The sequence below is a fragment of the Sphingobacterium sp. UBA7855 genome (genome assembly GCA_002500745.1).
Classification (GTDB): Bacteria; Bacteroidota; Bacteroidia; order Sphingobacteriales; family Sphingobacteriaceae; genus Sphingobacterium.
The window spans coordinates 630,943-654,320 of record DLST01000018.1 but is presented as its reverse complement, the minus strand read 5'-3'; the positions used below and the strand labels follow the sequence as shown (position 1 = coordinate 654,320).

The 23,378-nt window shown below is 39.6% G+C and carries 18 protein-coding genes; 12 read left to right on the top strand and 6 right to left on the bottom strand.

Going from position 1 to position 23,378, the window contains the following annotated elements; genetic code table 11:
• Window positions 1–7: 7 nt before the first annotated feature.
• From B2107_RS18935 to B2107_RS18915, 5 genes are all read left to right on the top strand, one after another.
• Window positions 8–676 carry an AcvB/VirJ family lysyl-phosphatidylglycerol hydrolase gene (locus B2107_RS18935; RefSeq protein WP_293957286.1) on the top strand — a complete coding sequence of 223 codons (669 nt, stop codon included), beginning with the start codon at window positions 8–10 and terminating at the stop codon, window positions 674–676.
• A gap of 172 nt (window positions 677–848) precedes the next feature.
• On the top strand, window positions 849–1,889 hold the full coding sequence (locus B2107_RS18930) for an Atu2307/SP_0267 family LLM class monooxygenase (protein ID WP_293957285.1): 1,041 nt from the start codon (window positions 849–851) through the stop codon (window positions 1,887–1,889).
• A 68-nt stretch (window positions 1,890–1,957) separates the two neighbouring features.
• Window positions 1,958–2,539 carry a tRNA-(ms[2]io[6]A)-hydroxylase gene (locus tag B2107_RS18925; protein WP_293957284.1) on the top strand — a complete coding sequence of 194 codons (582 nt, stop codon included), beginning with the start codon at window positions 1,958–1,960 and terminating at the stop codon, window positions 2,537–2,539.
• A gap of 73 nt (window positions 2,540–2,612) precedes the next feature.
• Window positions 2,613–3,713 carry a 23S rRNA (adenine(2503)-C(2))-methyltransferase RlmN gene (rlmN, locus tag B2107_RS18920; RefSeq protein ID WP_409529463.1) on the top strand — a complete coding sequence of 367 codons (1,101 nt, stop codon included), beginning with the start codon at window positions 2,613–2,615 and terminating at the stop codon, window positions 3,711–3,713.
• A 41-nt stretch (window positions 3,714–3,754) separates the two neighbouring features.
• Entirely contained in the window at window positions 3,755–4,453 is a 699-nt protein-coding gene (locus B2107_RS18915) for a ComF family protein (protein ID WP_293957283.1), read from the top strand.
• A 58-nt stretch (window positions 4,454–4,511) separates the two neighbouring features.
• On the opposite strand, the gene B2107_RS18910 is transcribed toward B2107_RS18915, so the two are convergent.
• A complete protein-coding gene (locus tag B2107_RS18910; RefSeq protein ID WP_293957282.1) occupies window positions 4,512–4,895 on the bottom strand; it encodes a VanZ family protein in 384 nt (127 codons plus the stop codon).
• Window positions 4,896–5,048: 153 nt separating this feature from the next.
• On the opposite strand from B2107_RS18910, the gene B2107_RS18905 reads away from it, so the two are divergent.
• From B2107_RS18905 to B2107_RS18895, 3 genes are all read left to right on the top strand, one after another.
• The gene (locus tag B2107_RS18905; protein WP_046673104.1) at window positions 5,049–5,420 is read left to right on the top strand and encodes a PadR family transcriptional regulator; all 372 of its coding nucleotides are present in this window, start codon (window positions 5,049–5,051) and stop codon (window positions 5,418–5,420) included.
• Window positions 5,413–7,083, top strand: coding sequence for a PspC domain-containing protein (locus tag B2107_RS18900; protein ID WP_293957281.1), 1,671 nt, complete (start codon window positions 5,413–5,415; stop codon window positions 7,081–7,083). The genes B2107_RS18905 and B2107_RS18900 overlap by 8 nt, the downstream gene beginning before the upstream one ends.
• A gap of 133 nt (window positions 7,084–7,216) precedes the next feature.
• On the top strand, window positions 7,217–9,625 hold the full coding sequence (locus B2107_RS18895; RefSeq protein ID WP_293957280.1) for an outer membrane beta-barrel family protein: 2,409 nt from the start codon (window positions 7,217–7,219) through the stop codon (window positions 9,623–9,625).
• Window positions 9,626–9,708: 83 nt separating this feature from the next.
• Here the strand turns inward: B2107_RS18895 and B2107_RS18890 are convergent, their stop codons facing one another.
• Window positions 9,709–10,719 carry a LacI family DNA-binding transcriptional regulator gene (locus B2107_RS18890; protein WP_293957279.1) on the bottom strand — a complete coding sequence of 337 codons (1,011 nt, stop codon included), beginning with the start codon at window positions 10,717–10,719 and terminating at the stop codon, window positions 9,709–9,711.
• A gap of 218 nt (window positions 10,720–10,937) precedes the next feature.
• Here B2107_RS18890 and B2107_RS18885 point away from each other — a divergent pair, with 218 nt between their 5' ends.
• From B2107_RS18885 to B2107_RS18870, 4 genes are all read left to right on the top strand, one after another.
• Window positions 10,938–14,132: a SusC/RagA family TonB-linked outer membrane protein gene (locus B2107_RS18885; RefSeq protein ID WP_293957278.1), complete on the top strand. Its 3,195-nt coding sequence runs from the start codon at window positions 10,938–10,940 to the stop codon at window positions 14,130–14,132.
• Between the two features lie 4 nt (window positions 14,133–14,136).
• Entirely contained in the window at window positions 14,137–15,918 is a 1,782-nt protein-coding gene (locus tag B2107_RS18880) for a RagB/SusD family nutrient uptake outer membrane protein (RefSeq protein ID WP_293957277.1), read from the top strand.
• A gap of 16 nt (window positions 15,919–15,934) precedes the next feature.
• Window positions 15,935–17,494, top strand: coding sequence for a DUF4957 domain-containing protein (locus B2107_RS18875; RefSeq protein ID WP_293957276.1), 1,560 nt, complete (start codon window positions 15,935–15,937; stop codon window positions 17,492–17,494).
• 70 nt (window positions 17,495–17,564) lie between these two features.
• Window positions 17,565–18,332, top strand: a complete 768-nt coding sequence (locus B2107_RS18870) for a rhamnogalacturonan acetylesterase (protein WP_293957275.1) — start codon at window positions 17,565–17,567, stop codon at window positions 18,330–18,332.
• Between the two features lie 144 nt (window positions 18,333–18,476).
• Here B2107_RS18870 and B2107_RS18865 read toward each other — a convergent pair whose 3' ends face one another.
• From B2107_RS18865 to B2107_RS18850, 4 genes are all read right to left on the bottom strand, one after another.
• Window positions 18,477–20,096: an NADP-dependent glyceraldehyde-3-phosphate dehydrogenase gene (locus B2107_RS18865; RefSeq protein WP_209578345.1), complete on the bottom strand. Its 1,620-nt coding sequence runs from the start codon at window positions 20,094–20,096 to the stop codon at window positions 18,477–18,479.
• A gap of 71 nt (window positions 20,097–20,167) precedes the next feature.
• The gene (locus B2107_RS18860; protein WP_409456555.1) at window positions 20,168–21,610 is read right to left on the bottom strand and encodes an MFS transporter; all 1,443 of its coding nucleotides are present in this window, start codon (window positions 21,608–21,610) and stop codon (window positions 20,168–20,170) included.
• Window positions 21,611–21,707: 97 nt separating this feature from the next.
• Window positions 21,708–22,355 carry a bifunctional 4-hydroxy-2-oxoglutarate aldolase/2-dehydro-3-deoxy-phosphogluconate aldolase gene (locus B2107_RS18855; RefSeq protein ID WP_293957274.1) on the bottom strand — a complete coding sequence of 216 codons (648 nt, stop codon included), beginning with the start codon at window positions 22,353–22,355 and terminating at the stop codon, window positions 21,708–21,710.
• The gene (locus B2107_RS18850; protein ID WP_293957273.1) at window positions 22,352–23,377 is read right to left on the bottom strand and encodes a sugar kinase; all 1,026 of its coding nucleotides are present in this window, start codon (window positions 23,375–23,377) and stop codon (window positions 22,352–22,354) included. Before B2107_RS18850 ends, B2107_RS18855 begins: the two co-directional genes overlap by 4 nt.
• Window position 23,378: the final 1 nt, after the last annotated feature.

Genomic DNA, 23,378 nt, shown 5'->3' with positions numbered 1-23,378 from the left:
CATACAGATGAAAAAATTAGCCACTTTATTTATAATTGGAAGCATAGCGTTTCATGCTTTTGCTCAACAACGTTTGATTGACATGAAATATTGGAATAATAAAGCTGTACTACCTTTGGTTCTCTATCTGAGTGGAGATGGCGGGTTCAATTCGTTTTCAAATAAACTCTGTGAGCTGATTGCTGGAGCGGGATATACGGTGGCTGCTATCGATTCAAAAAGCTATTTCTGGAAGAAAAAAAGTCCAAATGAAATTGCTACGGATGTGTCAAGCACGCTTAAAAATTTGCTTGGAGGACGACATAATACCCGCCTTTTTGTGGTTGGTTATTCATTCGGTGCGGATGCAGTTCCTTTTATTATTAATCGCTTGGATCTTGCCGTTAAAAAAAACCTTAAAAGTGTAGTACTTTTGGAACCTTCGGGGTCGACTGATCTTGAGATCCATATTGCAGATATTTTGGGGCGGAGTAATGCAAAACGAAGTCTTGATGTCGTGTCGGAAATCAACAGAATGGATGGCGTGAAAACGAGTGTTATTCTTGGTGACGATGAAGCCGACTTTGCTGTAAAGAAGGTAACCCTTAGGAATTTTAGCAAAGTATACCTTTCTGGCGGACATCATTTTAGTGGAAATGCAGAACAGGTAGCGAAGAATACTGTCGCACTATTTTAATGGAGCAGCCTTAATATACGCAAGCTCCTTGCTACGGTGGTAGTACGCTACCAACGGTCTTTATAGTTTTAAGGAAGGTAAAAGCTTTGATGCTCTTCGTATTTCTTGTCCTACATCAATTTAATTAAATTATGAAGGGCTTAATTTTGATTTAGAATTTAAATAGACAATTATGGAATTAGGAATAGGAATGTTTGGTGACTCTCGGATAGATCCAGTTACGGGTAAAATCCAGGCAGCACAAGACCGAATGAAGGAAATTATTGAAGAAATCAAACTCATGGATCAAGTGGGCTTAGATTTCTTTGGAATAGGAGAACATCATCGCGCAGATTATGCAGTAGCGGCACCAGAGATAGTCTTGGCGGCGGCTTCTACCGTGACCAAGAATATTAAATTGGGTAGTGCAGTTTCGGTATTGAGTTCTGCTGATCCTGTCAAATTATTTCAGGATTTCGCTGCAGTTGATCTGTTGTCAGATGGAAGGGCCGAGCTAATGGCCGGGAGGGGATCTTTCATCGAATCCTTTCCCTTATTTGGTTATGATCTAAAAGATTATTCCGAGTTATTTGAAGAGAAGTTAGCGCTTTTGCTTAGCTTGAATAAGCAAAATCCAATCACATGGCGTGGAAATTTTAGAGCTCCTCTAATCAATCAAGAAGTTTTCCCACGGCCTAAGAACGGATCACTGCCAATTTGGGTTGCCGTCGGGGGCACAACTTCTTCTGTTATCCGTGCAGGAAAATTGGGTTTACCTGTCATGTTTGCTATCATTGGTGGTATGTATGAAAGTTTCGATCATCTATTTGACATGTATCGCCAAGCGTATGAGGATAATGGTCATGATATGGCTAATTTTCAAGTTGGAGTACACATGCATGCATTTTTTGGCGACAACAGCACTCAGGTAGCAGATTATTACTATCCGATTTATTCCGCACAGATGGATCGTATAGGGGCAAGTCGAGGCTGGCCTCCATATCAACGCACGCAATATGATTTCGGAAGGTCTTCCAGAGGCCACCTGATTGTTGGAGATGCTAATTATGCTGTAGATAAAATCTTGCAGATTCAGGAGAAATTTAAGCTGACACGTTTCTCTGCTCATATGGATGTAGGTGCCCCTGGACATAAAGAAATGTTGCGATCTATAGAGATTTATGGCGAGAAAATAGCACCAGAAATTGGGAGGGCATTACACAGAGATATTTAGCGATATTATCATTTTTTTAACGTTTAGATATTACATACCTTTGTGGAATAAATCATTTAGAGAGTAAGATGCTTGGATTAAAGTTATTGACAGATCCGCGGTGGGCAAACATCGCAGAAGGTAATTTAGAGGAGATTTTGACAGATCATGCATGGTGTGAACAAAAAGCTGCTTCAAATGCAATATCCTTAATTACAAACAACTCAGAGCACGAGGATTTAGTACATGAATTGACCGCAATCGCTATCGAAGAAATGGAACATTTTAAGATGGTCATTGATATCATTAAAGAACGAGGATATACTTTAGGGCGTGAGCGAAAAGATGATTATGTAGGTCAGTTGATGAAATTCTCTAAAAAGGACGGGAGCCGTAACATGGCTTTTATAGACCGTTTATTATTTGCAGCGATGATTGAAGCTCGTAGTTGTGAACGTTTTAGAGTGCTGTCGCAAAATATTCAAGATAAAGAATTGGCAAAGTTTTATTACGATTTAATGGTTTCCGAAGCAAATCATTATACCACATTTTTAAATTTTGCACGTAAATATAGCGTAGATGTTGATGTAGAAAAGCGTTGGAAGGAGTGGCTGGATTTTGAAGGTAAGCTTATTCAGTCATATGGAAATAAAGAGGCCATTCATGGCTAATTGGATATCGCCCTACCTATTTTAAAACACATACATAACAGTTGTCCCGTTCTATTTCGTAGAACGGGATTTTTTGTCACTTAATTATTCTTATCTTTGTACCGTGATTGAAAAAAGTAAAAGAATAGATATCAGGAGTTTGTCTTTGGATCAGATCAAAGACCAACTTACAGCGTTGGGGGAGCAAGGTTTTCGTGCAAAACAGATCTATGAATGGATTTGGGTTAAATCTTGTGTAGATTTTGATCAGATGAGCAATCTAAGTAAATCCCTTCGCGAGAAGCTAAAAGAGCATTTTACAATCAATGCAGTTACAGTTAAAGAATCACAGATCAGTTCGGATAAAACCATTAAAAGTAGTTTTTGGCTCTATGATAATAATATCATTGAGGGCGTGTTAATCCCTGCTCCCGAGCGTATGACAGCCTGTGTCAGTTCACAAGTAGGCTGTAGTCTGACCTGTAAGTTCTGTGCAACAGGCTATATGGATCGAAAAAGGAACCTCAATGCCGATGAGATCTATGATCAGGTTGTTCTAATCAGCAAGCAAGCCGAAGAGAATTATGGTCAGCCTCTGACAAATATTGTCTATATGGGAATGGGAGAGCCCTTGTTGAATTATGCCAATATGATGAAATCGGTAGAACGTATTACTGCTCCAGATGGATTGAATATGGCTGCCAAGCGGATTACGGTGTCCACGGCCGGTATTGCAAAAATGATTAAGAAATTGGGTGATGATCAAGTGCGTTTCAACTTAGCGCTTTCTTTGCATGCCGCAAATGATAAAAAGCGAAATGAAATTATGCCGATTAACGAGCAGAATTCCCTAAAAGCGCTGGCTGAAGCCCTTAAATATTTCTATGCCAAAACAAAGAGCCCGATCACATTTGAATATATTGTCTTTAATAATTTCAATGATGAATTGGAAGATGCGAAAGAACTGGCCAAATTCTGTAAACATGTACCGTGTAAGGTCAATCTAATTGAATATAATCCTATTGCATTAGCAGACTTCCTAAATGCCGAGGCAGATAAAATCGAAATTTTTGCAAATTATCTTAAAAGTCAAGGAATCATCACGAATGTGAGACGTAGCCGTGGAAAGGATATTGATGCTGCTTGTGGGCAATTAGCTATCAAGGATAAGAAAGAAGAGGAATCTGAAGCATAATCTGATGGATTATTCCTATCTTTAATAGGATAGTTAACCAGATGAAGTCCGAACTAAATAAGCTTTTTGGCGATTTTTTATCTATATTTTTTCCTAGAGAATGTGGATGTTGCGGTTGTGTGCTAAAATATCAGGAAAAGTTTATCTGCATAGCATGCGATTTTCATTTGCCCTATACGAACTATCACGAATATTCAGATAATGATACCGCAAGACAGCTCTGGGGAAAAGCACCGTTGGAAGAAGCATGCTCTTTTTTGTTCATGCAAAAGGATAGCCGTGTAGAGCGTCTAATCTATCAGATTAAATACAATAACCAACCTTTTATTGCGGAATATTTTGGCTATCAATATGGCTTAAAATTAATCGAAGTAAAGGCATACCGAGATATCGATTTTGTGATTCCCGTGCCTTTACATCGTAGTAAACTACGAAAAAGAGGATATAATCAATCTACCTACTTTGGAAGGGGAATAGCCAGAGCGATGGAAATTCCATTGCGGGAGGATATTTTGGTTAGGAAGAAAGCAACCATTAGTCAGACCGGCAAGGGAAGGCTCGAGCGCTATGAAAACGTCAGCGATATCTTTGATTGTCAAACCACTGTTTTAATGGATAATGTGCACATACTACTGGTGGACGATGTGTTAACAACCGGCGCAACAGTTATTTCAGCAGCGTTAATGCTTTTCGAATCTTTTGACTGTCGGATTTCTGTTGCTACTTTGGCCAGGGCCTAGTTCATTCTCCAAGCCTAGCTTATTGGGGCAACCTATCGGAATAAACCCATCTACCGATCTATGACCTTCGGTTAACATAGTTCAGAAGATAAGCAAATCCTGCCATGCCTATTCCGACAGTGTCAGCAAATAAATCCCACCAATCGCCACTGCGATATGTGAAAATGTAAAGCTGAAGTAATTCCGTTAGCCCTGCAAATAAGAATCCGAGTATAGACACAATAAAGAAAGGAACCCAACGTGTAGGTTTGCCGCTGAATTGTTGGATCACCCCATTATATAACAGCGTGCAGAAAACAAAGAACATACCGCAATGGACTAATTTATCCATACCTGGATAAGAAGGAACTGCGTCGAAATTGTTGCCCGGGAGTGTGCATAAAACGATAACTATGATGGCCCAAATAAAACACCATTTATAGTCTAGCAAGATTTTAATCATGGCCATAAATATCCAAAAATTTCCTGATAGAAATTAAATTATTATTTTTTTAAAAATTATTTTCCTGTAAATCAGTCATTTGTATATTTTTATTGTTTTGGATGGTACTATGTATTGCATGGTACCATAAAATACATATATCTTTGTATTGTTATGATAGCTGAAAATACACAAATACAAATGAGGAAAGGTATACTTGAATATTGTATCCTATCCATAATTTCTCGAGGAGAAATTTATGCCTCTGATATTATCAGCGAACTGAAGAAAGCTCAATTATTAGTAGTAGAAGGTACCTTATATCCGCTTTTGACCCGTCTAAAAAACAACGGACTGTTAAGCTATATATGGAAAGAGTCAACTTCAGGTCCGCCTAGAAAATATTATGAAATCACACAAGAAGGATTGGAAGTCCTTTCTAGATTAGATGTTACCTGGAATGAGTTGGTGTTTGCTGTAAACACTTCATTGGTAGGTAGAAACAATGATTCAACTAAACCGGTTAAAGATAATAACGATGAATAAGACAATAATTATCAACATAAATAGTATCGTCTTTCATATCGAAGAGGATGCGTATGAGGTGCTTCGCTCGTACATGATTGATATAAAGAAGCACTTTGGACAATCAGAAGATAGTCGCGAAATTTTAGAAGATATCGAGAATCGTATTGCTGAAATGTTTACTGAGAAGATTCAGGCAGGTAGCAAGGAAGTGCTTAATATGGATGACGTAAATGCAGTGATCGAGCAAATGGGAAGCGTTAGCGATTTTGAATCCGAAGATCAGGATGGTTATGCGTCTTTCCAGCAACAGTCGAATGCAGATGGGTTTAAAGTGGGAAAAAAATTGATGCGCGACCCTGATGATAAGGTTTTTAGTGGAGTATGTAGTGGACTTGGGCACTTTTTTGGCATTGAGGCTAAATGGGTACGTTTACTTTTTGCTTTGTTTGTTGTGATCGGTGGATCAGGTGTATTGGTCTATGTCATACTATGGATTGTAATGCCGTTGGCTATCACACGTGCAGATAAAATGGAGATGCGTGGTGAGGCGCCAAATATTCATAATTTTAAACGTTCTTTCGACGAAGAAATGAGTGGAGTACGTGACTCATTTTCAAGGGGTATGGATCGTACAGGCGATAGTGTTGCTAAATTATTGCAGATTATTGTAAAAGTCATTGGCGTATTCTTTGTTATAATCGTTGGTTTGACCCTCATTGGTTTGATCATTGGACTTATTTTCTTTGCATTAGCTATTCTAAACATCATTCCGGACGTTATGGATAATTCTGGACCATTTTATTTAATGGATCCGAGCGATGTACCTTTTGCATTGATAGCAGGTTTCTTGGCCATTTTTATCCCGTTTGCTGGATTGTTCTATTTACTTCTCCGTGTTCTTTTCGAGAAAAAGCCAATGAGCAATTATTTGACTACAACATTATTTTTGGTGTGGTTGGCTTCGATAGGTGCTATTATTTACTATTCTACATCCGTAGCAAAAGAATTCAAAGAGTCAAGTACAATTGTTGAAGAGAAGCCGCTGCAAAAGCAAGCTGTTTATTACTTAAATGAAAATGATATTCGGGTGATTCGTTTAAAGAACGGTGTAAAAAGCGGTCTGGGCATAAAAAGCGAAAACCTGTCTACCTATTTAAGACGTAATATTCGCATCCGCATCGAACGTATCGACTCCTTACAAGAACCTTACGTACGCTATGAATATTCGGCTAAAGGAAACTCCTATAAAGTTGCAACGGATAGAGCAAGTAACATTCATTATACGTTGAGGCAAGATAGTACATCTCTAGTATTTGACAATGCTTTTCAATTAAATGAAGGTGAACTCTATCGGGACCAAGAAGTCAATATAACATTGTTTCTTCCAGTTGGAACCAAACTGATCATTAACGATAAACTGGAAGATAAATTAAGGGATATTTCATTTTATGAATGTCGTGACCGGTACAGTGAGGATTTAAGTGAAGTAAAGGATGTCGAATTTATGGTTACTTCACTTGGGTTGAAATGTGCCCTGTCACCGAAAAAATCTGATGACAACGACGAAGTAGATGCAGAAGACAGTGAAGTAGCGGCAAATGATACGTCTATTGTCATCCGTCGTGATACCATTATTAAGGTGAAAAAAGATGGTGTCATAGTAGAAACAAAAAAGAAATAATCGATACCGTGTCTTCTGCCTGCGGGCGGAAGGCAAGGTAGCTTTAGCCAATCGAAAGTCAGTACGCAACCCCGTGTGATAAGCCTATTGAATACCACCAACGTAACTGCTTTTGCATCTATTTTATAAACGAATGAAAAGATTTTTTTACCTCTTACTCTTAAATTTATTGATTGCTTCCTTCGCCTGTGCGCAAGTTAAAGTCACAGGGAAAGTACAGCTGGAAAACAACGCGCCTTTGGCTTCTGCAACGGTTTACCTCATGAGCGCCAAGATGGACGTTATGTTGAAAACAGGGGTTACAGATGATAATGGAAAATACCAATTTTCAGATATAACACCTGGACGTTATTATGTCAACATCAAGATGGTCGGGTATATAAGCAATAAAAGTAATGTTTTTGATATTGGTAGGTCAGATTACAATGCTCCGATAATTCTGTTGAACACCGATACACGAAAACTGCAGGAAGTTGCTGTTGAAGGTAAGCGGCCGATGGTTGAAAGCAAGCCCGGTAAATTGGTCCTAAATGTGGATAATTCTCCCTTGGCAGCAGGTAATAATGCCCTAGATATTGTGCAACGAGCTCCAGGAGTAAGTTTGGATAACAACAATAATTTACAGTTGATGGGCCAATCTGGTGTGTCCGTTACTATCGATGGACGGCAGACCTATATGTCGGGTGAACAGTTGTTGAATTTTTTGAAAAGTACAGACGGCAATCAGATTAAGTCAGTCGAAGTCATAACCGCTCGCGCAGCTAAGGATGATGCTGAGGGGGCAGTAGGAACTATAAATATCGTTCTAAAAAAAAATCGGATGGAAGGGTTTAACGGCACCTTTAACATGACGGCAGGGAGGGGAGAAAAATTCAGAGGGAATAGCTCTTTGTCGTTAAACTATAAAAAGAACAATACAACCCTATTCGGATCGTATGCCTATTCCGATGAAAAAAGCTACCGGAAGCTTCTGCTCGACCGTATCATACAGAATGAAGGAATAAAGACTTATTTCAATCAACGGTCGCTATTACACGAAAAGGAAAGAAACCATTCTTATCGTTTTGGGATAGAGCAAAAGACATCAGCTAGAAACACAGTCACGGTACAGTTTAATGGATCAAATAATGTCGAATACAATGATAACGATAGTAAGACCAATGTGGGAAAATCTTTTACAACATTGGATTCCCTTTTGATTTCCACGTCTGCATTCAAAGAATTATTTGATCGTTACTCTGCTAATTTGAACAACGAGTTTCGAATTGATTCTAATGGACGAAAACTCACGCTCGACCTGGATTGGAGTAAATTCAATAGCAGTAAACGTGTTAGTTACAATAATCAATATTTTGATGGTCAGATGGACGCAATTACGCCTGAAGAGATCCAACGAAGTAGAATGCCCATCGGAATTGATATTTATGTCGCCAAACTGGATTATGAACAACCACTATCTAAGGTCTCCAAGATTGAAATGGGAGCTAAATACTCCAATGTTATGTCGGATAACGATTTAACTTTTGAAGATTTTTTGAATAATTCTTGGATTAACAATGAAAAGCGTACAAATCATTTTGTGTATAAAGAGCAGATTGCCGCGGCATACATAGACTATAACAATACGATTGGAAAATGGGGAATGAAGGTAGGAGCAAGAGGGGAATATACGTTTTCCGACGGAAATTCATTAACATTAAATAAGCAGGTGAAACGGAATTACTTTAAGCTTTTTCCGAATGCAAACCTAACGTATACCCTCCATGCAAACCACATTTTTTCCTTGGGTTATGCAAGGAAAATCACCCGACCGAATTACCGTCAGCTTAATCCTTTTGATTATTTCATTGATAAACTAACCTTTGAGCGTGGTAATCCGTATCTAAATCCGCAATATTCCAATGAATTTACCTTCAATTATACGTTGATGCAGCGTTATAATGTGACATTGGGTATTAACGATGTAAGGGATGCTATTGTAGAAAGCATGGGACAAGATTCGGTACTGAAACAAACTTGGGTTATACGTGAAAATTTAGGTAAAAATTTAACGGCTTATCTGAATCTCAACATTCCGGTTACAGTATCCACTATTTGGAGCATGAATAACAATGTTACAGGTATCTATTTTAACTTTGATGGTATGGTGGGCGGTCGTCCACTAAAAAGAAAATCTTTTCTTTTGCAAGCTACATCCATGCACAATCTTAAGCTAACAAAAAGTCTGTCGGCGAATGTCAACTTAAGGTATTTCTCTCCTTTCAAATATAATGTCTACGACATGGAGGGCCGTTGGGATATGGAAGTTGGAGCGACAAAAACATTTAAAGATCAACGAAGTTCATTAAAGTTCGCTGTGACCGATGTGTTTAATACAGGCAATCAGAATCTGAAAACTAATTTTGGAGATTTTGACTCCAGTATTAGGCAATACCAAGACCGGCGTGTGCTGCGACTGACCTATTCCTATAAATTTGGAAATTTAAAAAATAACTACCGTAAGAAAGATACAAGTAACGAAGAGAAGGAAAGGGCGCAATAGGACAACAATGTCTTATTATCCAACCGTAAGAATATCATTTCTTACGGTTTTTTTGTTTGATGTAAGTTCAGCGCCCCATTGATTTAATCGTTGTTGATCAATTCAGTAGGTAATACACGTGTTTCAAATTCAGCGATTGGATATTTGGTTTCTATCAACTTAATAAGCAATTCTGTCGCGATTTTCCCCATTTCGAAAGCAGGCTGTCTAATTGCTGTTACTTTGGAAGAAAATAAGTCGACAACATTTGAGTTTGTAAATCCAGCAATAGCGATATCTTGTTGTATTGCTAAAGGCCTTTTTTTTATTACATGAAGATATCCTGTGGTTAATTTGTCGCCCGAAATGAAAATAGCATCAAAACCAATGCGGATAAGTTCCTCAACAGCTTTCTCAATTTCTTCTGCGTGTAGTCCGCCATGTTGGCAATACTTGACCAAATTTGGATCGAAATCCATATGATTCGCCATTAGCGCCTTTTTATAGCCAATTAATCGATCCTTCGTTATAGATAATGATTTGGAGTTTGTCAGGTGTGCAATTTTTTTCTTTCCAAGTTTTATAAGGTGTTGCGTCGCATCATAGGCTCCTTGTTGATTGTTTACAACGACTTTGTAAGTGTCAAACTGCTGCGGCACGCGATCAAAAAAGACAATTGGAAATCCCCGCTCCTTCAGCTGCTGCAAATAGGATATATCTTCGGTTTCCGAAGATAATGCAATCAATAGTCCGTCAATGGATCTGGAAGTTAAATATTCAACATTTAGTCGTTCACGTACAGACGATTCATGCGTTTGTGATATTATAATTTGAAAGTTCTTGTCATAAGCAACAGATTCTACACCGTTGATGACCTGTGAGAAAAAATTATTGGCTATTTCGCTAACAATAACACCGATTGAATGACTACGACGCTCTTTCAAACTTCTAGCAATCGGGTTGGCACGATAGTTTATTTTTTCGGCATATTCCAATACAATCTTTTTTGTTTCGGGGCTTATTTCATAACTATCTCTTAGGGCTCTCGAGATCGTGGAAGTGGATAAATTAAGCGCCTTAGCGATATCTTTAATTGTATAGTTTTCGAATCTCATAATCGGCAAAATAAACTATAATATTAATCAAAAAAAATTACAAAACCTAATTTATCAGGATATGCAAACGTTGCCGGCAACGTTTGCATAACTTTTTAATGATACTTGCATGAACAAGTGAAATATACTTTGTAAACTTGATTGTATGATAACCAATTAAATTTTGATGCAGTTCCTGCAACAGCAATTTAATCATTAAAATTTTAAACCCTAAAAATATGAGTAAAGCCTTAGTAATCTCTACTGCTATCTGTGCTTCGTTATTCAAATTGAATGCACACGCTCAAACCCGAAAAGTCCAAGGAACAGTCGTTGGTACGGATCAAAAAGCATTGGTGGGTGTTAGTGTGACCGTGCCTGGGACAAAAGTTGTTGCTGTGACCGACCAGCGAGGGAAGTTCAGTATCGAGATACCTGGTAACAATCACGAACTTCAATTTACCTATGTCGGATTTCAGACTAAAAAAGTTGCAATTCCTACGAATCAGAACATGCTAAGTATTGTTCTAGAAGAAAAGTCTAATACGCTCGAGGAAGTAACCGTTAATATCGGATATGGAACCGTTAAGAAAAAAGATCTGACAGGGGCTGTAACTTCCGTAGGTGCAGAAACTATCTCCAAAGCTCCAGTATCTTCTGCTCTTGAAGCGATTGCAGGGAGAATGGCGGGTATACAAATTTCTTCAACAGAAGGCTCCCCTGATGCCGAGATGAAGGTTCGTGTGCGTGGCGGTGGCTCCGTTACGGGAGATAACGCACCTTTATATATCGTGGATGGATTTCCCATGTCTTCGATATCAGATATCGCACCTGCTGATATTGAATCGATTGATGTATTAAAAGATGCATCTTCTGCAGCTATATACGGCTCCCGAGGTGCAAATGGGGTTGTCATAGTAACTACTAAAAGTGCCAAATCTGGGAAAACATCAATTAGTTATAGTGCGTTTGGGGGAATTCGAAATTTGGCAAAAAAGCTTGATATATTGTCTCCATACGATTATGTAACATGGCAATACGAGCAGGCCTTATTGGAAAATAATCTGGATACCTATGTCAAATACTTCGGTAACTTTCAGGATATAGATCTCTATAAAGACGTAAAACCAAACGATTGGCAGGAACTTGTATTCGGAAGGACAGGAAATACTTTCAATCAGAATTTCAACCTCTCCGGAGGGACTGATAAAACGAAATATTCTATTTCACATTCGTTTGTAAAAGATAAGGCAATTATGGAAATGTCAGGCTTTCGGAGACAAAATATTAATTTTAAACTCAACCATAAACCATCAAAAAGCACTTCAATAGATCTAGGAGCACGATTTTCTGACGTTCGCATTTCAGGTGGAGGCATGAATGAACAGAATGAAGCCTCATCAGCAGACTCCCGATTAAAATTCGCAATGATTTATCCTCCCTTTCCGGTGGGAGGTTTGACAAATAGTGACGAAACCGATGATGAATTTAATTTATATAATCCACTAGAATCCTTGGTCGATAATGATCAGTTGCAGCGAAGACGAACATATAACCTAAATGCTGCATTTAGCTGGGATATTGTTAAAAACTTGCGGTTTAGGACAGAATTTGGCTTTGATGATTACCGCAATTATAACGATCGATTCTACGCAACAACCACTTATTATGTACGGAATGTTCCCGCTGCGTTAGAACAAAACAAGCCTGCTCTTATCTCATTGAATACTTCTACCCAAGGAATACGTTCAACAAATACACTGAACTATAACTTTCAAGATTTTCTCCCTAAAGGACATAGTTTAAGTGTGTTGGTTGGTCAGGAATATCTGTTTACACAAAAAACATTAAATACGAATACAACACACGGTTTTCCGAAAAGCTTTAAATTGGATGATACCCGCAGATTAACACCACAAGGCGCCTCCAGTACGATAAACAATTATATGTTTGCTGAAGAAAAATTACTGTCATTTTTTGGCCGGGTAAATTATGATCTAGATTCGAAGTATTTATTTAATGCAACTTTTCGGGCAGATGGTTCGTCGAAGTTTTCTGCAAATAATTATTGGGGATATTTCCCATCCATGGCAGCAGCTTGGCGGATTTCATCAGAACCATTTATGAACAATACGCAATCTTGGCTGGATGACCTGAAGCTAAGGGCAAGTTTGGGTACATCCGGAAATAATAATATTCCATTAGAGCAGATCTATCCCATATTCTCGGTTAAGAATACAGAATGGGTTAACGGGTATAAAAATTATTGGGCTACGTCAAAAACAATGTCTAATCCAGATTTAAAATGGGAAACGACCATTTCAAGGAATATAGGGCTGGACTTTACCCTGTTCAAGAAGAAGCTATCGGGAACGATTGATGTCTATAAAAACAAAACGAAAGATCTTTTGATCCTTTTCCCAATTGCCGGATCAGGCTATGATGATCAATACCGCAACTTGGGAGAGACCCAAAATAAAGGTATTGAGCTTACGCTAAACTGGTCCGCAATAAATAAGAAAAACTTTGATCTTAATTTTAGCGGTAATATTAGTTTCAATCAAACGAAAGTTAATTCTTTGGGGACCTTGACTTCGATTCCAATGGCTTCGGGCTGGGCTTCAACAGAAATTGGAACGGATTACATTGTGGAGACTGGTGGACGAGTTGGAAAAATGTATGGTTACATGAGTGATGGGCGCTATGAAGTTTCAGATTTTACAGGCTATGACGCAGCATCAAAAAAATGGATTTTGAGGGATGGCGTCGCAGATGCCTCTGCTGTCGTTGGAACCATAAGACCGGGGACAATGAAATTGAAAAATTTAGCCGGTGAAGATAACAAGATAAATGCGAGCGATCAAACCATTATTGGCGATGCAAACCCTTTGCATACAGGAGGCTTCTCAATCAATACGCGTGTCTATAACTTTGATATGACGGCATTATTTAACTGGAGCTATGGAAATGATATTTACAATGCAAATAAGATTGAATACACATCCACAAGCAAGTATAATAACCGAAACATGCTTACTGTGATGGAAGAAGGACAACGCTGGACCAATTTGCTGCCCGATGGAACAATCAGTAACGATCCTAACCAATTGTACGATATGAATAAAAATACAAGTCTTTGGTCTCCCCTTACCAATAAATTTATATTCAGCGACTGGGCTGTGGAGGATGGTTCATTTTTGCGCTTAGGAACTGTTACAATTGGTTATACACTCCCTAAGGCATTTACAGAAAAGTTAAAAATCCGGAACTTCAGAGTATATGTGTCTGGATATAATCTTGCCGTTTGGACAAATTATAGTGGTTTTGATCCTGAAGTCTCTACACGAAGGAGAACAAACCTTACTCCGGGAGTGGATTATTCAGCTTATCCAAAAAGCAGAACTTTCGTAGCAGGTCTTAATTTAAACTTCTAGTCTTATGAAAAAAACACTTTTGCATATAACAATAGCTTTAATTTTTGCAGGATCTATATCTTCTTGTAATAAAATATTGGAAGCACCGTCTAAATCTGCATTGGATGAATCCGTTATATTTTCTAATCAAGATCTTGCGGAGGGGGCAGTTGCAGGAATTATTCAATCTTTTGGTGAAACAAACTCCTACCGGGGGAGGTACCTCGTATTTTATGGCGTCAATACAGACACAGAAGTCAATAATAGCTTGAAGAATACTGGCGATGAAAAGTCACGATTGTCAAACTATAACACAAACGTGAATAACACCCAGATGAATACAGATAATAATGCCTGGGCGAAGTTCTATGAAGGAATAGAACGAGCGAACTTGGCGATTAGAGGGTTACGTAAGTATGGCGACATAGAACAACGTCCAGAAATGGCCTACATTCTAGGGGAGATACTAACTTTAAGAGCTGTTGTGTACAATGATCTCATCAAGGCTTGGGGAGATGTACCAGCCCGTTTTGAACCGCTTAGTACAGCAACCATCTATATCGAACGTAGTGACCGTGACGTAATTTACAAGCAATTACTTGCCGATTTAGAGGAAGCACAAAAATATTTGCCTTGGCCAAATCAAAGTGCTAAAACGGCCAATGTTGAACATGTCAACAAAGCGTTCGCTAAGGGGCTGCGTGCTCGTTTGGCTTTGGCCGCCGGAGGTTATTCGCAACGTGCAGATGGAATTCGAAAAAGTAATGATCCAGAACTGGATTCAAAAAAGATGTATGCGATAGCAAAACAAGAATGCTTGGATATTATTACTAGTGGCACTGCAAAACTTCTGGGATTTGAAGAAGTTTTTAAAACATTATGTCAAGAAAAAGGTCAGGCCGGATTAGAATCGTTATGGGAAATTCCGTTTAGTGAAGGCCGTGGCCGCGTGATATTTGACCTTGGCGTTAAGCATACCACAACAGATAAGTATACCGGACAAAATAAAGGTGGGACAAATGGACCTAATCCAATCATGTTCTATGAGTATGAGAAAGAAGATGTGCGCCGGGATGTGAGTTGTGTTCCCTATGAATGGACGAGCGGGGTACAGGTGCCAACAAATCTGGGGAAATGGTATTTTGGAAAGTACCGCTATGAGTGGATGTCCAGATTTGTTACTTCTACAAATGATGATGGATTAAATTGGATGTATATGAGGTATGCGGATGTACTTCTTATGGCTGCAGAATCTATTAATGAATTGGATGGTCCGAGTGCTGCAGCCCCTTACTTTAAAATGATCCGTGATCGAGCATATCCAAACAATCCAGAGAAAGTTACAGCTTACATGCAGGAAATTACAGCAGATAAGGATGTTTTCTTTAATGCAATTGTCCATGAACGTGCACTGGAATTTACGGGAGAAATGTTGCGTAAAGGGGATTTGATTCGATGGAATCTGCTGGGGGACAAATTGGCTGAAGCTAAACAAAAACTACAGCAGCTGGAAAATAGGCAGGGTAAATATGCGACATTGCCAGCCAATATTTACTACAAGACAGCCGCTGATGGTGAAAAAGTGGAAATATATGGCTTAAACTATGGCGATACAGATGCAGCGGGTGCCGCAGCAGGATACCCTTCATCGAAAAAATGGACAATGGTTGCAAGTAGCGACCTAGCAACCTTTTGGGATGCTTTGTATCTACGTGATCCCAATACACAGCAATTCTGGCCTATTTGGCAATATTTTCTGGATAACAGCAACGGTAAGTTGACAAATAATGGTTTTAGTTTTCAATAGAAAGACAATCAGACGCATGAAAAGAATCAATATATTGCTATATCTCGGTCTTGGACTTATAGCGACAGATATAAGTTGTTCCGATGATCGTGTAAAAGAATTAACGGAACTAACGACAGACCGTTATTTTTCTCCTACTGGAATGAGTGCCCAAATAGTCAATCAAACAGGAGTCCGATTAACCTGGAAGAAGAATTCAGCAGCCGAGAGTTATACGTTAGAACTATTTGCGAATGGTGAACTCAATTTTGAAGGTAGCCCGCACAAAAAAATTGAAGGGATTACCAATGACCAGATTCCCTATACTATTGTTGGGCTGGATGGGGCAACAAATTATTCTGTCCGCATCAAGGCTATCGGACCGAAGATTGCAGAATCCAAATGGAGTACCATTACTTTTAAGACAAACGAAGAACAGATTATGAAAGCTGTCAGCCCAGAGGGTATACAGGCAACTTCGGTTCGTCTTAATTGGACCCCAGGGGAAGAGGCTACGACAATAAGTGTTAATCCCGGGAATATCATCCATACCGTCACTCCGCAAGAGATTGCAGCAGGGGAGGCAACAGTCACAGGGCTAACCGCAGAAACAAGCTATACAGCGACATTGTTGAAAGGAAACAAAATCCGCGGGTCCGTCACATTTATGACATTGCTTGACTTGGGTGATGCAGTTGTTGTGCAGCCTACAGATAATTTAGCGGCTGTGATCGGTACAGCCAAAGCGGGGGATGTGCTCGCTCTAATGCCGGGGGTCTATTCGTTAGCGGCGGATGTACTAATCGACAAGGCGATATCCATCAAAGGGGCAAAACCCACCGATCGTCCAATGGTAAAATCTGCTTATTTTAATTTGGATAAGGGCGCTTCATTGGCATTAAAAGATCTGATACTTGATGGAGAAAATAAGGCGGGGGGAAATTCTTTCATTAACTTGCAGACAGGTGCATTCGGAAGTATCCGCCTAGAAGATAGTAAATTGATAAATTATCCGAAAGGAATCATTTCTGGTAGCGTCAATGCTGTGATTGAGAGCGTAAGCATAAATAATACTATTTTTGATAATATTGTTGGTAATGGAAATGATTTCATTGATTTTAGAAACGCGATTACCAAAACGCTTGAATTTACAAATAATACCGTTTCTAATGCTCTTTTGTCAGGGCGTGATTTTATTCGCATGGATGCAGGTGGATCTACAGCTTACCCGGCTATTACGAGTATCATTAAAGTAAACAATAATACTTTTTATAACGTCATACAAGATGCTTCTAAACGCTTTCTATATGTCCGTTTAGCAAAGAATGAAATTACATTCTCCAAAAATTTAATGGTGAAGTCGCTGGCAATGACTGCTAATCAGTCTGCTACTAATCTGGTCGAGCGCAAAAGCAATAATTACTTTGATGCGGTAAACTTCTACAACAGTTCTGCTTCTGGAGTGAAAAACGATGCAGTAGCCAACGGCTATACACTTTTGGACCCTGGATTTAAGGACGCTGCCAAGGGAGATTTCACAGTAACAAACCAGACCTTAAAAGAGAATGGTATTGGCGACCCGAGGTGGGTAAAATAAAGGATTTGAGTAAAATTTAGGACGACTCGCCTTCGATAATAAGAAGGCGAGTGTTTTTTTGACCGATGTAATGAAAAAACAATTTTTACTAATTTCTGGAGGGCTTATTCTCATTTTTCTATTTGCTTTCCAGCGCGAAAAACCAGTTACAATCTATATCATTGGCGATTCTACGGCTGCCAACAAAGACAATAGTACCTTTCCTGAAACTGGATGGGGAATGGCCTTTGCAAAGCTGTTCAATCAACAGGTTAAAGTCGATAACCGAGCTTTAAATGGGCGTAGTACAAAATCCTTTAAACGGGATGTGAGCAAAGATGGAAGCTTTGTGAATCATTGGAAACCTATTTTTGAGCATCTCCGAAGCGGAGATTATGTATTCATCCAGTTTGGGCATAATGACGAAAAGATCGATAAGCCTAACGTGGGAACATCGCTGGATGAGTTCGAACAAAATCTTATTTTTTATATTGATCAAACGCGCGAGAAAGGAGGTGTCCCAATTCTATTAACACCAATCGCAAGACGTAAGTTTGAAAATGGCACGCTCATGAATACCCATGGACAATATCCTGCCATTGTACGTAAGGTAGCCGATCATACGCACACCGCATGGATTGACATGGAAAGTAAAACAACGGAACTTTTAACGCAATATGGAGAGGAAGGGAGCCGGCAATTGTTTTTATATGTAAATAGCGGCGATAGAAATTACCCCCACGGTAAGAAAGATGATACGCATCTAAACACTTTTGGAGCAGACGAAGTGGCGAAGCTTGTGGTCGACGGAATTCGAGAATTAGCACTGCCTATCCAAAAAAAGTTGATTCTGAAGTAACCTAAGGGTGTTACATGATCAGAAAAAAAGTAGACGCCAATCAATTGGATAAATAGGGGGAGGATTTTCATAAAAAAAAGCGACATCAATAGCTGACAAATGCCAGTCAGATCGATGTCGCTTTTTCAACGATGTCTTAAGAGACTAGAAAATGTATTTCGTACTTAAGAAATTGGATTCATTTTCGCTAACAATATCGTTCAGCAACTTTTTGTTTTCCTCAGTAAACTTTGTTGCCACTAGCGAACGAATAGAGAACGAACGCAATGCGTCGACTACCGATAATGTTCCTTCAGCACTATCTTTTCTACCGGTGAAAGGAAAAGTATCTGGACCACGCTGACATTGGCAGTTGATGTTAACACGGCTTACTTGATTGACTAATGGATCAATCAATGAAGATACAACAGCAGCATTGTTACTGAAAATACTCACCTGCTGGCCGTGAGAGGAACCAATTAAATATTCAATAGGTTCTTCGAGGTCATCAAAAGGAACAACAGGGATCACTGGCCCAAATTGTTCTTCTCTGTAAAGTTTCATCTGTGAGTTAACAGGGTATACAATTGCCGGGTAGAAGAATGATTCTGCAACCTGCCCTCCGTGCTCATTAATAACTTTTGCGCCGTAGGCTTTTGCATCTTCGATGCATTCCGTTAAATAAGCAGGTTTATTGACTTCTGGAAGAGGGGTAAGCGACACACCCTTTTCCCAAGGCATCCCATATTTTAATTTTGCCACTTCTGCCGAAAGGCGTTTTAAAAACTCTTGTGCTAGGCTCCGGTGTACGTAGATAATCTTAAGTGCTGTACAGCGTTGACCATTGAAAGAAAGAGAGCCTAGAACGGTTTCCGAAACCGCTAAATTCAAATCCGCATCTTTCGTAATGATAGCTGCATTTTTAGCATCCAGTCCAAGGATAGCGCGAAGACGGTTAACTTTTGGGTGCAATTTTTTAAGTTCATCAGCAACACGGCTTGAACCGATCAAAGTCAATACGTTGATCTTTCCAGATTGCATTAAACTAGGAACAATCTTATTTCCACGGCCATAGATTGTATTGACAACGCCTTTCGGGAAGCTTGTTCTGAAAGCCTCTAATAGAGGATAATGTAATAACGTACCATGCTTAGGTGGTTTGAATAACATGGTGTTTCCCATGATTAATGCTGGGATCAATGTGGTAAAGGTCTCATTCAACGGATAATTGAATGGGCCCATACAGAGTACTACTCCTAAAGGAGATCTCCTGATTTGCGCAACGATACCTTGTTCGATTTGGAAACGGGAAGAGTCGCGGTCTATATCTTTCAATGCGTCGATCGTTGCGTAAATATATTCTACAGTACGATCAAACTCTTTTACGGAGTCTGCATAGGATTTGCCAATTTCCCACATAATGAGCTTGACAACAATGTCTTTCTTGGCAATCATCTTTTGTGTGAAATTTTCAACACAGGTAATACGATCGGCAACGCTCATTGTCGGCCATTCTCCACGGCCGTTGTCGTATGCTTTAACAGCAGCTTCCAAGGCTTCCATGGACTCTTTTTCTGTACAAACAGGAAAACTACCGATGCGCTTACGTTTCAAGCCATCCTTAGTCTTTACACAGATTGGTGAAAAAACCTCGTTTACCTGACCCGTCCAAGAAATCATTTCTCCATTGGAAAGGAACTCTCTTTGATCGACCTGTTCGTCTAGCGTAAATTCTGCGGGAATGTTATTCTCCTCGTAGAAGATACCTTCTAAGTTTAAGCTCATTGTTTTTAAAAATGGTTTAGATTGATATTTATAAAGATATTGCTAATATAATATAAATTTCGCAATATATGTTAATTTTTTATTAAAATTAGTTTAGGTACTAGTGTTTTCATTACAACCCATGCAATTAGATACGCTATGGCGCAAAAAGAAAAGATAATAAAGTATCCTGCTTCCTCCCCTTTAAAACCCATAAAAATGAGCTGCGTTTCATTTGCATAATCGAATAGCCAGCCTGATGTTTTGTTAATTATAAATGCGCCTATGCCACCAGCAAGGCCTCCAATCCCTGTAACGGTAGCAATAGCACGTTTGGGAAAAGAATCTCCTATGGTTGAAAAAATGTTGGCAGACCACGATTGGTGTGCTGCTCCTGCAAAACCGATTAGAATGACAGGTATCCAATAAGATATGTGACCCAGAGGTTGAGCAAAAAGTACAACTAATGGGACAAAAGCAAACAATAACATCGCTTTCATACGCCCTTCGTATGCATTCATTCCTTTTTTGTCAACAAAATAGGTGGGTAACCAGCCCCCATAAATGGATAACATGGTGATGGCATAAAGCACAAAAATGGCCAGCTGACCTTCAGTATCTGATGATTTGATGTCGTATACTGCCGAAAGATAGGCTGGCATCCAAAATAAGAAGAACCACCATACACCATCCGTCATAAATTTACCAAAAACAAAAGCCCAGGTTTGCTTATATTTTAGACATTCAGCTATCGTCGTTCGGGGTTGCTTTGTTAGACCAGTTTGCTCCGGCGCATGTTCATGATCATCCTGGTGGATGTAAGCCAGTTCGGCAGCGTTTACTTTCGGGTTTTCATGTGGTTTTTTATACAGAAAGATCCAAAAACCCATCCATACAAACCCCAATGCACCAATGATGATAAAGGACATTTCCCAGCCCCAATGCGCTGCGATAACTGGGATGGTCAATGGAGCCGCTAATGCCCCAATGGTTGCTCCTGAATTGAAAATACTGGTAGATAGAGCCCGATCTTTTTTAGGAAAATACTCTGCCGTAGCTTTAATCGCCGCCGGAAAGTTACCCGCTTCACCCACAGCAAGAACAAACCGTGCAAAGATAAATAGATTGACACTGACGCTCAATACCAAACCCACGTTGTTCACATGCGATATTGCTTCTTTTGCCCCTTCAAAACCAACAAACCATTCTCCAGCCACGATGCCTGAAGTAGCGATACCACAAAATGCATGTAATATCGCGCCAATGGACCAGATCCCGATTGCCCATAAAAATCCCTTTTTTGTATCCATCCAATCTACAAATCGACCTGCAAAAAGCATACTGACTGCATAAAAAATCGAAAATAATGCGGTAATATTGCCATAGTCGGTGTTTGTCCAATGAAATTCAGGACTGATAAAATCCTTCCACGTTAAGGAAAGTACCTGGCGATCCAGGTAGTTGATGGTAGTGGCAAAAAATAGTAGCGAGCATATTACCCAACGGTAATTACCCTTTTTCTCCGTGTTAATCATAATGGGTTTAATAGTTTATTTTTAATGTACGTGTCTGTTTGCCCCTGCCAGTATACGCGCTTAGTACGCCCGCTTTTTAAGGGTAACACCAGAGTTTTTATTGTCTTGCTTCTGCAACGAATTCAAGCGCTTTTTGTGTGTTTTCGACTAAATTACTTGTGTCTTTAGGGTCAATTAACTTGCTCCCCATGCCCACAGCACATACGCCTGATTTGAACCATGCCTTTAAGTTATCCATTTCGATTTCTACACCCCCGGTCGGCATAAATTTCTGACCTTTAAATAGGTCCCGGATTGATGACATGAATGCTGGCCCCAAGATATTTGCAGGAAACAATTTGATAAGTGCCGCGTCTTGTTCTTGAGCCGTATAGATTTCTGTCGGTGTCATACATCCGGGAATCCATAGCTTACGCTGTTCGTGCACTAGCGATCCAACCAGCGGGTTGACCAGTGGTGAAACGATAAAATCCGCACCAATTTGTAGAAATTGTTGTGCTTCGTTAACGGATTTAATCGTCCCAATACCTAAATAAAGATCCGGCATCTCCAGGTCTCTTGTGGCAACTAATCGCTCGAAAACTGCCAAAGCTTCGGGACCTCGATTTGTAAATTCAAAAACACGTATACCAGCTTGATATAATGTGCGTAGAATCGCGATGCTTTCTGCTTTATCGTGATGGAAGAACAAGGGAAGCATCCCCTGTTCGATGATTTTGTCTAATACGATCTTTTTTAAATTCATGCTGTCATTCTATTTTTTATATCGTCTACAGAACTTGTTGTTGCATCGCTTGCAATAAATAGTTTATCAAATGCGGCAAGCGTTGCAAACTCTAATGTCGCTTTTGGAGATAGATTGGAGTATAGCCCATAAATCAGGCCTGCCATAAAGCAGTCGCCGCTGCCTACTTTATCCAAAATCTCGTCCGCAATATATGTTGTTGATTTAATGAGGCTGTCTTTGTCAAACAGTGTTGTATAATACTTTATTCCTTTATTGTTATGGTCAAAACGAAACGTATTGGCTACGTATTGACATATCGGATTGGTAGCAATGATTTCTCTGCTTGTACGATCCGCCTGCGCCAATAAATCTTCTTCTAAATAGTCCGAAGAAGAGTTTAGAAACCTTTCATCTAGTGGCGTACCAAGCATTTTATGTGCTGCCCAGATATTTCCCATGATTAAATTGCAATACTTGGCAATCGCAGGCATAATCTCTTTCGGAGATTTTCCGTATTTCCAGAGCTTTGCGCGATAATTCAGGTCTAGTGACACAAAAATACCCTTCTCTTGCGCTTTTGTTACAGCTTCTAAACAGAGGTCGGCAATATCTTGGTTGATTGCAGGGCATATCGCAGAAAAATGAAACCATTTGACGTCAAAAAATACCTCGTCCCAATTGACACTGCCTACTTTGAGATTGGAAAACGATGAGTTTGCGCGATCATAAATTACTCCTGCATTTTTTAAATCCTTCCCTTTGGGAAGATAGTAGATGCCCAATCGTTCTCCACCCCATAGCATTGCTGATGTGTCGATATTTCTACGTTTTAGGTAGTTGTCAATACCCTCGCAGATGGCATTTTGGGGCACAGCAGAAAGATAGGCTGATGGCACATCCCACAATGCCAAAGCTGTGGCTACATTCAATTCTGCACCGCCCACATAGAACGGCAACTGATGCTGTTCGATCCAATCCTGTTCGATATCGGGGCAGATTCTTAGCAGCAATTCCCCAAAGCTTAAAACTTTACCCTGCATG